Annotated in this window: 7 protein-coding genes and 4 pseudogenes; 9 read left to right on the forward strand and 2 right to left on the reverse strand. The window is 61.9% G+C overall.

What is annotated here, in order from left to right; all coding sequences use genetic code 11:
- Window positions 1-20: 20 nt before the first annotated feature.
- The 3 genes and pseudogenes from MHEC_RS00685 to MHEC_RS23855 all read left to right on the forward strand — a co-directional run bounded on the left by MHEC_RS00685 (window position 21) and on the right by MHEC_RS23855 (window position 1,593).
- Window positions 21-989, forward strand: a complete 969-nt coding sequence (locus MHEC_RS00685) for a sulfotransferase family protein (RefSeq protein WP_048893768.1) — start codon at window positions 21-23, stop codon at window positions 987-989.
- A pseudogene (locus MHEC_RS24905) lies at window positions 980-1,045 on the forward strand (hypothetical protein); the annotation flags it as partial. The gene MHEC_RS00685 and the pseudogene MHEC_RS24905, both read left to right, overlap by 10 nt.
- 200 nt (window positions 1,046-1,245) lie before the next feature.
- Entirely contained in the window at window positions 1,246-1,593 is a 348-nt protein-coding gene (locus MHEC_RS23855; RefSeq protein WP_048893769.1) for a hypothetical protein, read from the forward strand.
- A 145-nt stretch (window positions 1,594-1,738) separates the two neighbouring features.
- Here MHEC_RS23855 and MHEC_RS00695 read toward each other — a convergent pair whose 3' ends face one another.
- Window positions 1,739-2,533: a GAP family protein gene (locus MHEC_RS00695; RefSeq protein ID WP_071700564.1), complete on the reverse strand. Its 795-nt coding sequence runs from the start codon at window positions 2,531-2,533 to the stop codon at window positions 1,739-1,741.
- A gap of 288 nt (window positions 2,534-2,821) precedes the next feature.
- Here MHEC_RS00695 and MHEC_RS00700 point away from each other — a divergent pair, with 288 nt between their 5' ends.
- The 3 genes from MHEC_RS00700 to MHEC_RS00710 all read left to right on the forward strand — a co-directional run bounded on the left by MHEC_RS00700 (window position 2,822) and on the right by MHEC_RS00710 (window position 7,020).
- On the forward strand, window positions 2,822-3,730 hold the full coding sequence (locus MHEC_RS00700) for a class I SAM-dependent methyltransferase (RefSeq protein WP_048893770.1): 909 nt from the start codon (window positions 2,822-2,824) through the stop codon (window positions 3,728-3,730).
- A gap of 592 nt (window positions 3,731-4,322) precedes the next feature.
- Window positions 4,323-5,591 carry a glycosyltransferase gene (locus MHEC_RS00705; protein WP_048893771.1) on the forward strand — a complete coding sequence of 423 codons (1,269 nt, stop codon included), beginning with the start codon at window positions 4,323-4,325 and terminating at the stop codon, window positions 5,589-5,591.
- Between the two features lie 160 nt (window positions 5,592-5,751).
- Entirely contained in the window at window positions 5,752-7,020 is a 1,269-nt protein-coding gene (locus tag MHEC_RS00710; protein WP_048893772.1) for a glycosyltransferase, read from the forward strand.
- A 187-nt stretch (window positions 7,021-7,207) separates the two neighbouring features.
- On the opposite strand, the pseudogene MHEC_RS00715 reads toward MHEC_RS00710, so the two are convergent.
- Window positions 7,208-8,724, reverse strand: a pseudogene (locus tag MHEC_RS00715) (IS1634 family transposase).
- Between the two features lie 202 nt (window positions 8,725-8,926).
- Here MHEC_RS00715 and MHEC_RS00720 point away from each other — a divergent pair.
- The 3 genes and pseudogenes from MHEC_RS00720 (at window position 8,927) to ltrA (ending at window position 13,736) form a co-directional block, all read left to right on the forward strand.
- Window positions 8,927-10,193 (forward strand): annotated as a pseudogene (locus tag MHEC_RS00720) (glycosyltransferase).
- A 320-nt stretch (window positions 10,194-10,513) separates the two neighbouring features.
- Window positions 10,514-11,691, forward strand: a pseudogene (locus MHEC_RS00725) (IS3 family transposase); the annotation flags it as partial.
- A gap of 596 nt (window positions 11,692-12,287) precedes the next feature.
- Window positions 12,288-13,736 (forward strand): group II intron reverse transcriptase/maturase, encoded by a 1,449-nt coding sequence (gene ltrA / locus MHEC_RS00730; protein WP_048893872.1) that lies wholly within the window; start codon window positions 12,288-12,290, stop codon window positions 13,734-13,736.
- Window positions 13,737-13,937: the final 201 nt, after the last annotated feature.

The following is a 13,937-nucleotide window of genomic DNA, read 5'->3' on the forward strand; positions in this document are numbered from 1 at the left end:
GCAAGCCCGGAGTTTTGCTCATGACAGACGCTATCCAGGGCACGACCGCGACACGCTCCGTTGTTTTGTTCGTGATAGGCATGGCCCGGTCTGGAACGTCGGCGCTCACACGCGTTCTCTCGCTGTGTGGTGGTACGCTCCCGCCGGGGATGGTTGGCGCCAACAAGAGCAATCCCCTTGGCTATTGGGAGCCGCGCAAAGCCATCTACCTCAACGAAGCAATCCTGTACCGCCACCGCAGCGCGCCATACGATCCGACATTGCGCCTGCAGGAGGAACATGCGTTTGATGCCAACGACAAGGCCGCCTGCGTGGCCGAGATCAGCGCATACCTCAGCACGCTGCCAGCCGCGCCGCTACTCATCATTAAGGAAGCGCGGGTAAACCTACTCTCCGACATGTGGTTCGAGGCGGTGCGTCTGGCCGGATCTGACATCGTGACCGTGATTGCCGTGCGCCACCCCCAAGAAGTTGCCGCGTCGCTGGCGAGGCATATGGGCTCCTCGCCCGAGCTCTCGAGTGCATTGTGGCTGAAATACAATCTGCTAGCGGAAAGAAACACACGCGGTCTCCCGCGAGTGTTCGTCGAGTACCCCAACCTGCTCGGCGATTGGCGGCGGGAAATAGAGCGGATTTCCGCGGCGCTCGCGATCGATCTCGACAACCGTGACGACGCGGCAATCGAGGAGTTCCTCGAACAGGACCTTCACCGCCAGCGATACTCCGGTCTGGTAAGGGAACTCTTCGGCACAGACTGGATTTCCACGGTCTACGAATCGCTGCACGCGGCCGCGCGAGACGAACTCTGGGATGGGTCTACGCTGGACCGCGTCTTCGAAGCGTATCGGGCGAGCGAACATGATTTCCGAAGGGTGTTCGCGGATTTTCACCGCTACTACAAGTTTCGCGTGCTACTCCGGCCGTCCGTCATGAAGCTGATCGGAGAGGTTCTCGCTTTTGCTCACCGGCGCAGCGGGACTTGGGCCTAAACCGGCCGGCAGATACCGAGACGATGATCGGAATGCAGAAAACTATGAGTCAGCAGCGTCGCGCAGTACTTGGCCGACATATTCCCGGTGATCTGGTCGAATGTGACGTCTGGCGCCAAAGGACTTTATCCCACAGTCATAGTCGCGGCAGCCGTTGGGCTTACAGCCGCAACCTGATCTTCGCCAACGGCGCAACCATGCAGCAGGTGTTCGACTCGGTGGTGGACCGGACCCGCTCGCGCCCAACGGGTTCACCGTGGCCGAATTCGCCGCCAAGGTGCACGTCCTCACTGGCACCTCCGACACCGACTACAACATCCGCCAGGCCGGCTACGACCTGCGTAAACTCCGCGGCAAACGGCTCATCGACAAGCCCGGCCGTACCCGCCGCTACAACGTCTCGCCGCTGGCCGCGCGCACCATCGCCGCCCTGCTCACCCTGCGCGATCAGGTCATCGGCCCCATCCTCGCAGGGATCCGTAGCCCCAAGATGGGACGCAAACCCGCGCACTGGACCCGCGTCGACCGTGACTACGAACGAATCCGCATCGACATGCAAAGGCTCTTCACCGATCTCGCCATCGAAACACCGCTAGCCGCTTGAGGGATTCGGCACAGGCCAGCCATTCCACATCACCAACAAATTGTCGGAAGTTGATCCTCAAGCGGTTAGCGACCAACGATCGCTAACGCGTTGCTTCAAGCCCGGAACGCACGCCGCACGAGGCACCCGGCAATTAGTCACCAGCTCAGATGCTGCCTATGCCGTTGGCCACCAACGCGACACCGCCCACTGTGCAGATGGCTACCAAGATCTTCCCCCGGTGAATCCACGCCCATTCGTGCAGGATTTGAACCATCGCTTGGGTTTTCGCAGGTGCCACCAAGTAGCTGACAAGGGCGATCTCGACAACCGCAAGTACCACGACCACGAACACGATGGCGGCGCTGACCTGCGTGCCGATCGCAGCTCCCGAAGCCGCTATGGTGGCGAGCAGAAATAGCCCCGCGTCGGGTTCTGTCCCCCCAAATCCCACGCCAATCAAAAACGCGACCCACAAGGACCCGTTTTCCCAGGCATTGCGGGCGCGACGCAGCAGCCGCTGGATGGCGGAGCCGCCCTCCGTCGGCGCATCCTGCGCGCGGCCCAGGAGCCGCGATAATGGCATCGGTCGATTCGAATCCAGCACCAAGGTCGACGTTTTACCGCCGAGAGTCGACACGTGCGTTCGCTGACGCTGGCGTATCAGCGAACGCACTGTTAGCAGCGCGGCGATCGAAAGCGCGAGAACACCGATGCCGAGTCGGATGTGCCGGACGACGGAGCTCGTTGGCAAAGCATCCGCGAAAGGTTTCAACATCGGTGTGATATGCAGCATTACCAGCGGAAGCACCACGGCAGGAATACAGCCAACCAAGCACCCAACCCAGTAGACGAGCAAATTTTGCAAGGGCCGTGGCCGAGAGATTACGAGAAGTGTGAGGCCGAGACGCACCGGGTTGAGCCCTGTCAGAAGAGCTAGCGCAAGCACCGAACCCCACATAGCCGAAACACTACCTTTTAGTTCTCGCAAGTTGGCTCTTTTTGACGCTTTCCTAACCTGTTCTGCCGACTCGGGACCTCGTCGAATTCGGCTTCTTGCGAACAACGCCTCACTTCAGTTACGCTCTAATCTCCGGCTCGTGGTCGTATCAGCATCGGCCGGAATCGCACCGGTGGTGCGCTTTTTCATCGTTGAATTCCTCGCTAGGAGGGCCAAGTGAGCGAGGTAGCCAAGGAGTGTCGACTATGCCAATCGACTGGCCCTCATCAAACTATTTTAGTCCGCGAAATGATGTTCGGAACCCAAGAGCTGTTCGAGTACTATAGCTGCGTTGCGTGCGATTCGTTACAAATCGTAAATGAGCCCGATGGTCAAGACCTCATGCGTCATTATCCCCCAAATTACTACTCCTACAATGTTTTAGCTCAGCCGAGGGTTTTCCGATGGCTGGTTACGCAGCAAGACCGCTTTAAATTACATATTGGTGGCTGGCCAGTCGGTGCTCTCATGACATTGCCCTTGTTCGACGGTATCCTCCGCGCTCTGATTGGAGGAGACGTCGTCGGAATGCTCGCTCAGTTAGCGATTGAACGCGACGCGCGGATTCTGGACGTAGGCTGCGGCGACGGTGCGCTGCTTGATCGGTTGGCGATAGCTGGGTTCAGCAACCTGTCTGGTGCCGATCCCTTCATCGTGGCCGATGGCGAGACGCCCCAGGGTGTGCCTCTGGTAAAGCGATACTTGAGCGAAGTGAGTGGCGAATTTGATCTCGTAATGTTCAATCATTCGTTGGAACACCTTCCCGACCCGGTCCCGACGCTTAAAATGGCATCCCAGAAGCTTGCTCCAGGAGGAACTTGCCTGGTTCGCCTGCCGACGACCTCGTCTGAGGCGTGGGCTATCTATGGAGCGGACTGGGTACAGATCGACGCGCCGCGGCACTTCGTTATACCTTCACGACAGGGAATGGCGCTGGCAGCCGAAACGGCTGGGCTGCGAGTAGAGAAGACGTTTGATGATTCAAATTTAGGTCAGTTTATGGGAAGCGAAGCCTATCGCCGGGGCATTGCAGTGACCGACCCTAAAATTCTGCGGATGTTCGGGCCCAAGCGCATCTGGGAATGGGAAAAACGCGCGGAGGAGCTAAACCGACAGCGTCGTGGTGACCAGACCGGATTCGTCTTGCGGGCCAAGTGAGCCAAGTGGAATGAGGGCACGCGGCACAGCAGTTAGTTCGCTGCGAGTCCGGGACAAAACACTCGACTTAGGACAACTTAATGTGCATTGCTGGGGTCGATTTTGGCAACGTGTTGCGGAGATCGTCGGGTAGCGGGGCCGCGGCGGTCAATTTGTCTGCTGTGTTGATGTGGATGGAGCGGTAGTGGCGTGCAGTACGCATGAATTTTTCACGTGAAAATTTCATTCACAGTTGCCTGTGTTCATCCTAATGAGCGTCGACCGCACGAGTTGGTTTCTGATTCCCCGCGGTTTCGCCAATCCTCCGACGTCACGCAGCAACAGCTCTTGCTCCCAGTGGCCCAGGCCGTCCCAACGACATGGCCTTTCGAGCGCTTTGAAAAACTTCTCACTCACCTGCACGCATGTTTGAGCACCCAGGAATCAACGACGGCCTGGCGTTTGTCGGCCGCGCACCAAAACCTTCTGGATTTCTAGATCTAGATAAGTGTGGGGTGTCGGTTTATGCTGCTGGCGGCTGAGCCGCGGGTACGCGGGGTCGCTTTTATTGTGCGGAACTGCACGCGAGAAGTGACGAGTTAAGATTTTGGCGATGAAATTTGTGCTGGGATGCTATGGAAGTCGCGGCGATGTCGAGCCTTGTGTTGCGGTCGGTCGTGAGCTGGTTCGTCGCGGGCACGATGTGCGCATGGCCGTCCCGCCTGATCTTGTTGGCTTCGCCGAGGCGGCTGAGCTTGCGGCGGTCGCCTGCGGAGCGGATGTGCACTCCGTACTAGACGCGCATCGCAACTTCTGGACGTCTTTTTTCCGCAATCCGTGGAGGATCCGGGACCTGATCAGGTCGCGGCGCGAAGTTGGGCAGCCGATCATCCGGTGCTGGCAGGAGATGAGCGCGGCGCTGGTGTCGCTTGCGGAGGACGCCGACCTGCTATTCACTGGCCTGAATTTCGAGGACGCCGCCGCCAACGTTGCGGAGTATTTCGGCATTCCGTTGGCCACGCTGCATTACTTCCCGTTGCGGACTAATGGCCAGCTCTTGTCATTCCTGCCGTCGCCGCTGGGGCGCTGCGCAATGACGGCGTTCTGGTGGCTCTCGTGGCGCGGCACGAAGAAGGTTGAGGATGCGCAGCGCCGCGTACTGGGTCTGCCGAAGGCGAAAGGCCCAGCGCCGCGGCGGATTACCGCGCGCGGAGCACTGGAAATCCAGGCCTACGATGAGGTTTGCTTTCCCGGGCTGGCGGCCGAATGGGCGAAATTCGATGGGCAACGGCCCTTTGTCGGGTCGTTGACGATGGAGTTGCCCACGGATGCCGACGATGAGGTCGCGTCGTGGATTGCCGCGGGAACGCCACCGATTCTTTTCGGCTTTGGCAGCATCCCGGTCGAATCGCCAGCCGACACGCTCGCCATGATCAGCGGTGCCTGTGCGCAGTTGGGCGAGCGCGCGTTGGTATGCTCGGGTGGGACCGACTTCAGCGGCCTTGGCGAGGTCGAGCACGTCAAGGTGGTGAGCGCGGTCAATTACACGGCGACCCTTCCGGGCTGCCGCGCGGTAGTGCACCACGGCGGCGCGGGCACCACGGCCGCGGGTCTGCGCGCCGGGGTCCCGACGTTGATTCTTTCGACGGACCTTGATCAGACACTGTGGGGAATCCGGGTCAAACGATTGAAAGTGGGCACCGCCCGGCGCTTTTCGACCACCACCCAGCGAACGCTGGTCGAGGACCTGCGCACCATCCTCGCGCCGCACTACCTCACCCGGGCTCGCGAGATCGCCACCCGGATGAGCAAACCCGCCCAAAGCGTTGCAGCCGCCGCCGATCTCGTGGAAAACATCGCCCGCGTTGGCCGTGTTGACTGACCACCGACGGCAGTACGTCAGAGCGGTTGGCGCCATCCAACGCACGCACCAGCGTTGACACGTCCCAAATGGCCCTCGGCGTGACTATGAACGATGTACGGTGAGTTCGTGTCCTTGCTGATTACGGTCCAGGGGTCGGGTTCGGGGATCTAGATCCGCAATGAAGTTTGTGCTGGCCTGTTATGGAACGCGCGGTGATGTCGAGCCCGGCATCGCCATCGGCCGTGAGCTGTTGCGCCGTGGGCACGAGGTGCGCATGGCCGTCGCGCCCGACATGGTTCGCATCGTCGAGGCGGCTGGGCTTACGGCGGTCGCCTACGGGATGGATACGCGTGCACAGATTGACATGCACCGCGACTTCTGGACGAGTCTCTTCCGGAACTTCTGGAACGTCCCCGAGATGATCAGGCTGTGGCGCGAAGTTTGGGAGCCGGGCATCCAGTCCTGGGAGGAGATGAGCGCAACGCTGGCGTCGCTAACAGAGGGGGCCGACCTGCTACTCACCGGCATAAGCTTCCAGGAGGGTGCTGCCAACGTCGCAGAGTATCAGGGCATTCCGTTGGCTACGCTGCATACCTTCCCGATGCGGGCCCATGGCCAGCTTCTGCCATATCTGCCGGGGCCGCTGGCGCGCTCCGCAATGACCGTGCTCGAGCGGCTGCATTGGCGCATGACGAAGAAGGTAGAGAACGCGCAGCGCCGTGAACTTGGCCTACCGGAGGCAACAATTCCCTCTCTACGGCGAATCACCGAACGCGGAGCGCTCGAAATCCAGGCCTACGAGGAGGTTTGCTTTCCTGGGCTGGCGGCCGAATGGGCGAAGTTCGGCGGCCAGCGACCCCTTGTCGGCGCGCTGACGGTCGAATCTCCGACGGATGCCGATGAGGAGGTCGCCTCGTGGATTGCCGAGGGAACACCGCCGATCTTCTTCGGCTTCGGCAGCATCCCGGTCGAATCCTCCGCCGACACCCTGGCCATGATCGCCTCGGCCTGCACCCAGTTGGGCCAGCGCGCGCTGGTGTGCTCGGCGTGGAGTGACTTCAGCGGCCTTCCGCATTTCGGCCACGTCAAAGTGGTGGGCGCGGTGAATTACGCGGCGATCTTTCCGGCCTGCCGCGCGGTGGTCCACCACGGCGGCGCGGCTACCACGGCCGTCGGCCTGCGCGCGGGAGTGCCCACTCTTATCCTGTGGACGTGGCCCGATCAGTCGCTTCGAGGAACCGCGGTCAAGCGATTGAAGGTGGGCACCGCGCGGCGCTTTTCGACCACTAGCCAGCAAACGCTGGTAGCGGACCTGCGCCGGATTCTGGCCCCGCAGTACATCACCCGGGCCCGTGAGATAGCTACCCGGATGAGTAAACCTGCCGAAAGCGTCACGACAGCCGCTGATCTTGTCGAAAATTTCGCCCGGCTCAGGCGTGTTGGCTGAGCCAGCCTCAAAACTCGCGGATTTCAGGGTAATAGCGCAGGTAGCAGGGTTATACTGCGAGCCGGCTACGTCGGGGACGCTCAGGTCCTCCTTCATTGCGCAAAGTACGCCTCGGAAGTGGAAGGCTGTGATTTCGCGGTGAAATTTGTGTTGGCATGCTGGGGGAGTCGTCCCGACTTGGGCCAAATTAGTGCGCACCGTCGGTGCGGATCTTGGCGAGTGCTTCGGCGAGGTCGTCGGGTAGGGCGTCGGCGGCGGTGAGGATTTGTCGTCCGGCGCGAATCTGCACGGTGCGGTAGCGGCGTGCGGTGCGGACGAATTTCTTGATGCTCCAGCCGGTTTGGCGTTCGATCCAGTGCGATACAGCCATGGCGGCGAACACGACGCTGAGGTGCGCCTCGATCGAGTCGCGAGTGCGGTTGTAGATCGGGCGAGCTTGAAGGTCATGCTTGGACATTCGGAAGGCCTTCTCGATGCGCCACAGCTGGTGGTAGGCGTCGATGACGAACTGCGCGGGTTGTTCGACCAAGTTGGTGGTGTAGCCCTTCCAGCCGCCAGCGCACGGGTCTTGGCCTCCAAGGCGCGGTTGACCGATTTGGTCGCACCGCTGAGTTGGATGTAGCGGTTGCGCTTGACCGGGGCATGCCCATCCACGGCGCGCTGGGCCTTGGCGATCTGCTCGTCGATGCCGCGCAGGGTGCGCCGGGCCCGGTCATGTCGGTACTGGTAGTAGATGACCCGATCCGGGATACCGCGGGCTTTCTCCGCTGAGGTGGCCGGCCACGGCTGGGTTAACACCAACCCGTCCGGGATGACCTCGTCCGGGTGCTTAGCGCGCCATTCGGCGATCACGTTGGGCAGCAATGAGATCCGGGTTCCCAGAATGAACGACAACCCCGCGGCCTGCAGGGCGACCTGGTTGGCTTCAGAGATCATCCCGGCATCAGCGACCACGGTGACCTCGCTCAAGCGGTGGGCGGTCTTGAACGCGTTGATCACCGGCAACATGGTCGCGGTCTCGGCCTTGTTGCCCTCGAAGGCAGCCACTGTCAGCGGGAACCCAGTCGCATCGGTCAACAAACCCAGGGTGATCTGTGGATCGAGTCGACGTTCCTTGGAAAACCCGGGCTCGCGAAACCCATCAACGGCATCGGTTTCAAAGTGCAGGGTGCTCACGTCGTAAAGCACCAGGCTGGCCGGACCCAACGCAGCGTGCGCTGCACATGCAGCCGAAAGTGCCTGCCGGAATTCGGGTTTGGCGAAAATCGGCAGCCGCCGCTTCACCGTCCGATAGGCCGGCGAATCCACCCCGGTCTCCGAAAGCACCCGCAGCGCATCGACCTTGCTGGTCGGTTCGATGATTCGGGCGCCCACCAGGTCCCGAAACACCTCATCTCCATCGGTGGCGGCATCAAAGCCCAGCACCCGATAGGCATGACACAACGCCTCCCACAGGTGCTCAGAACAGGAGCCCACGATCTCCAGCGGCCGGCCACCGCCGGCAGCGGCCTGCTCGAGTCCCAAGTCCAGGCTCTGCTGACCGGCAGCCACGCGCTGAGCCGCAGCCGCCTTGAGCGCCTCCAGCTGGGCCTCACTGTGCGCCGAGCCGAGGTGCTCAATCTGGCGCGATCCCCGCCGCGAAGACCACACGATCTGCACCGCGGTTGCTCCCGAGGCCGTCTTCACCGTGCGCACATACGCCACCAGCGCACACTAAAGAACTTCAATTAGTGCAGACCTTCCGACCCGCCGCGACCGAAAACCCCAGCTCAGCGACTCGCAACCACCCCGATCCTCCAAAAGTGGCCCAAGTCAGGTTATACTGCGAGCCGGCTACGTCGGGGACGCTCAGGTCCTCCTTCATTGCGCAAAGTACGCCTCGGAAGTGGAAGGCTGTGATTTCGCGGTGAAATTTGTGTTGGCATGCTGGGGGAGTCGTGGTGAAGTCGAGCCCTTCGCCGCGGTTGGCCGTGAGCTGCTCTGCCGGCAGCATGAAGTGTGCATGGCTGTTGCGCCTGAGCTGGTTAGCTTTGCCGAGTCAAATGGACTTCCGGCGGTTGCCTACGGACCCGGAGTTGGAGGCTATCCTCTATGCGTATCGCGACTTTTGGACGTGCTTCTTCGGCGCGTTTTGGAAGATCCGAGATTGGATCGGGTTATGGCGCGAGATCTCGGAGCCTATCACTCAGTGCCGCGAAGAGGTCAGTAAGACGCTGACGTCGCTCGCGCAGGGCGCCGACGTCCTGGTCACCGGCATGAATTACGAGGACTCCGCTGCCAATGTCGCAGAGTGTTACGAGATGCCGTTGGCTACGCTGCACTGGTTCCCGCTGCGAGTCAATGGCCAACTCCTTCCGTCCCTGCCGGCCCCGCTGGGCCGCAGTGCAATGACCATGCTCGAGTGGTTGTCTTGGCGCGGAACGAAGAAGATGGAGGACGCGCAGCGCCGTCAACTCGGTCTGCCGAAGGCAACAGGTCCCTGGGCGCGGCGGATCGCACAACGGGGGGCGCTGGAAATCCAGGCCTACGACGAAGTGTGTTTTCCAGGGCTGGCGGCTGAATGGGCGCAATTCAATGGCCAGCGCCCCTTTGTTGGCGCGCTAACGATGGAGTTGCCTACCGATGCCGATGAGGAGGTTGCGTCGTGGATTGCGGCGGGAACACCTCCGATTTTCTTCGGCTTTGGCAGCATCCCAGTCGAATCTGCTTCCGACGTGATCGCCATGATCAGCGCGGCCTGCGCGCAGTTGGGTGAGTGGGCGTTGGTGTGCTCCGGTTGCAGTGACTTCAGCGACGTCTCCCATTCCGACCATGTCAAGGTGGTGCGTGCGGTGAATTACAGCGGGATCTTTCCGGCCTGCCGGGCGGTGGTGCACCACGGCGGCGCGGGCACCACGGCGATCGGCCTGCGGGCCGGGGTGCCCACGTTGATCCTTTCGACCGACCTCAATCAGACGCTGTGGGGAGCTCAGGTCAAACGGCTAAAGGTCGGTACCGCGCGGCGCTTTTCGTGCACTACCCGGGAAACCCTGGTCGCTGATTTGCGTACAATCCTCGCCCCGCAGTACTTGGACCGCGCCCGCGAGATCGCCACCCGGATGCGCAAACCCGCCGAAAGCGTTACAGCGGCCGCCGATGTTATGGAAAATTTCGCGCGCCGCGCGGGTGTATAAAAGAACGTGACCGGCGGTGGATACCCCGTAGATCAAATCGGTGGAACGGGATGCCCCGCTACCAAAACGGCTCTTCAATTTTAAAGGGGCAGTTGTGATTTCGCTCTCATAGGGCGTGTCGTTGCATGGGGAGGCCCTCGGCCTTCTGAAGTCTGAAGTTTGCGGATTTCAGGCGGAAGAAGGGACCGAGGGCCGTGTCTGACGGTACGACATTGTTGTTTGGGTTGCCAGGAGTACGGGTTGAGGGCTCTTCGATTTTGACCGGGCAATGGACCATCCCGGGTTTCGTGCACACCTTCTTTTGAGGGAAGGATGGCACGATGGCAACGAGGTACGACCAGGACATGAAGGCCAAGGCGGTCCGGCTGGTCCGGGAGCATCGCGACGAGTACGACACCGAGTGGGCGGCGATGCGGGCCATCTCGGCCCGGTTGGGGATGAGCGCGGAGACCCTGCGCAAGTGGGTGCGCCAGGCCGAGATCGACGACGGCCAGGCCGCTGGGGTATCGACGGCGGAGAGCCGGGAGTTGCGCGAGCTGCGTAAGAAGAACCGTGAGCTTGAGCAGACTATCGAAATCCTGAAGGCGGCAACAAGTTTCTTCGCGCGGGAGAGCGACCCGCGACACCGTTGATTTGTGAATTCATCGCCGAGCATCGTGCTCGGTTCGGGGTCGCTCCGATCTGCCGCGTGCTGAGCGAGCATGGCTGCAAGATCGCCCCGAGAACCTTCTACGCCTGGCAGGCTCGCCCACCATCGAAACGGGTCTTGTGGGACATGACGGTCGCTGAGATCCTGGCCGGCTACTACACCCCCGATGCTGATGGTCGCCGCAAGCCCGAGTCACTCTACGGTGCGGCCAAGATGTGGGCTCACCTGCAACGACGGGGCATTCCGGTGGCCAAATGCACCGTGGAGCGTCTCATGCGGGCCAACGGCTGGCAGGGGGTGCGGCGGGTCAAGAAGGTCCGCACTACCGTGGCCGATCTCGCCGCGCAGCGGGCACCGGACCTGGTGGATCGCACCTTCGCCGTCGATGCCCCCAACCGGCTTCTGGTCGCCGATTTCACCTACGTTCGCCTGGTCACCGGGGTGTTCGTCTACACCGCGTTCGTCGTCGATGCCTACGCCGGGCGGATCCTCGGCTGGGCGTGCTCAACGACCAAGCACTCGTGGTTCGTCGAATCGGCGATCCGTCAGGCCGCAGCGCTGCGGGCCCGTGAAGGCCACCCGCTGGCGGGGTCGACGATTCACCACTCTGATGCCGGGTCGCAGTACACGTCGGTGCACTGCGGGGAGACGATCATGCTCGCCGGCATGAAGCCGTCGATTGGAACGGTCGGAGACGCCTACGATAATGCGTTGGCGGAGACAATAATTGGTCTCTATAAGACCGAAGCGATCCGGAAAGACTCACCGTTCCGAACCGGGCCGCTGCGCTCGGTGCACGATGTCGAGCACCTCACCGCCGACTGGGTCCACTGGTACAGAGCGCCACGAGGCGCTGTGGGATCGAATGGAGGTGAGAATCCTTCGTCTGTCCGCTGTCGCGGCAGCGGGTTGAAGCTGGGGGCAGCCTGATTCGGGGGACGCCGATGAGGGTGGAAAGCAGCCCTGACAACGACGGGACGCGTCGGCACTGCCAGACGACGCGGGTCCGGCAAGCAAGACGGGACGGTGTACGTGAGAAACCAGCGTCTGAACGCTCCTCAAGTCTGTTCCCACCAGCTCGAATCTGGCGGATCTGGGCTGGGCAGCGGCGCACACTCGTATCACGGTGTGGTGCGGGGAACTCCGCGATCGGTTTGTACCGCCGGTCGGGAGGTCACGGTGAAGGCCCGCGGCGTAGCCGTGGCGATGCCGCAGGAGCATAGTTGGGCACCTCGCCCGTCGATCGATCTGACAGTGAACGTGGGAACCCACGCGGTGGTCCCCTTCCCGGAGCGCATCCAGCGTTTCGGCGGGAAGGTCCGTCGCCGGCCGATGCCGTCGTGTGGGGGCGGAGGATCCGTAGTAGTCCGAGTCCGGGAAAGCCGGTCACATGGCGAAGGGGTCCAGCTTGTTCGCGGTTGCCGAGCATTGCGCGAAGGTCGCTGGTGAATACCGGCGCGCCGTGGCCCGACGTCGATGAGGCGTGGCTGCGGGTACGCATGATGCAGCGGAAACTGCATCGTTGGGCGGTGGCCGATCCGGGCCGCCGGTTTGATGATCTGTTCAACCTCGTTTATGACCCAGCGTTCCTCGTCGTGGCGTGGAACAGGGTGCGGGGCAACAAGGGAGCACGCACGGCCGGGATCGATGGAGTGACACCGTCCTCCATCGATGACCGAGCGGTGCAACTCCTTGCAGAACTGCAAGGCGACCTGAAAGAACGCCGGTTCACACCGGTTGCGGTGCGGGAGAAGTTGATCCCCAAGGCGAACGGCAAGATGCGACGCCTGGGAATCCCGACCACCGCCGACAGGATCGTGCAGGCAGCGCTGAAGCTGGTGCTGGAACCCATCTACGAGGCGGATTTCAAGCCGTGCTCGTATGGGTTTCGGCCGAGACGGCGGGCACAGGATGCGATCGCCGAGATCCACCACTACACCTCGGGTAACAAGGGGTACGAGTGGGTCTTTGAAGCAGACATCACGGCCTGCTTCGATGAGATCTCGCATTGTGCACTGATGGATCGGGTGCGGATGCGGGTCGGTGACAAGCGGGTGCTCACGCTGATCAAGGCGTTCCTGAAAGCCGGGATCCTCTCCGAGGATGCGGTACATCGGGATACGCCGACCGGCACTCCCCAGGGCGGGATCCTCTCACCGCTGCTGGCCAATATCGCCCTGTCGGTTCTCGACGAGCACTTCATGCGTCAGTGGGAAGCGCTCGATACGAACTGGAAGCGCACCAAGCATCGGCGCGCCGGAGGCGCCACCTATCGGATCGTCCGCTATGCAGACGATTTCGTGGTGCTGATCAACGGCACACGCGCTCATGCCGAAGCACTATGGGATGAGGTCGAAGCGGTACTCGCACCGATGAGCCTGCGCTTGTCGGTCGAGAAAACCAGGGTCTGCCACATCGACGAGGGCTTCGAGTTCTTGGGCTTCCGCATCCAGCGGCGAACCAAACCGGGCAGCAGCAAGCGGTTCGTCTACACCTGGCCATCGAAGAAATCGCTGGCCTCGATCACCGGCAAGATCCGGAAACTGACGCGCCGCAACAAACATCACACACTCGCCGACCTGCTCCGGCAGGTCAACCCCGTGCTACGGGGCTGGTGCAACTATTTCAAGCACGGAGTGTCTAAACGCACCTTCTGCTACGTCGACCACTTCGCATTCATGCGGGTTGCGTATTGGCTGCGTAAACGACACCTCGGCCTGACCTGGGGAACGCTACGCCGTCGCTTCTGGCCTGACTGGCAGATCAGCGACCGACGTGTCGAGCTGTTCCGGCCACGATCGGTGACGGTCCTCCGCTACCGATACCGGGGCTCGAAGATCCCTGCACCATGGGCGAATTGGCCACCCGACACCGACACCGCACCAGCGGCATGAACAAGTGGAGAGCCGGATGCGTGGAGACATGCACGTCCGGTTCGGAGGGCGGGCCGCAGAAACCCACCGCGTCGAAAGACCGGCAGGGCGCTGCGGTCCGACCCCTACACACCAGCCGGCTCATGCACCGACTCGGACTGAAACCACCCATCGAATACGAGGCCGACTACCATGCACACCACAGCGGTCAGCCGACCGGCG

The organism is Mycobacterium heckeshornense (assembly GCF_016592155.1).
Lineage (GTDB): Bacteria > Actinomycetota > Actinomycetes > Mycobacteriales > Mycobacteriaceae > Mycobacterium > Mycobacterium heckeshornense.

Coding starts and splice junctions, on each gene's coding strand:
- MHEC_RS00685 (WP_048893768.1), top strand. CDS start 21: ATGACAGACGCTATCCAGGGCACGACCGCGACACGCTCCGTTGTTTTG.
- MHEC_RS00695 (WP_071700564.1), bottom strand. CDS start 2,533: ATGTGGGGTTCGGTGCTTGCGCTAGCTCTTCTGACAGGGCTCAACCCG.
- MHEC_RS00700 (WP_048893770.1), top strand. CDS start 2,822: ATGATGTTCGGAACCCAAGAGCTGTTCGAGTACTATAGCTGCGTTGCG.
- MHEC_RS00710 (WP_048893772.1), top strand. CDS start 5,752: ATGAAGTTTGTGCTGGCCTGTTATGGAACGCGCGGTGATGTCGAGCCC.
- MHEC_RS00705 (WP_048893771.1), top strand. CDS start 4,323: ATGAAATTTGTGCTGGGATGCTATGGAAGTCGCGGCGATGTCGAGCCT.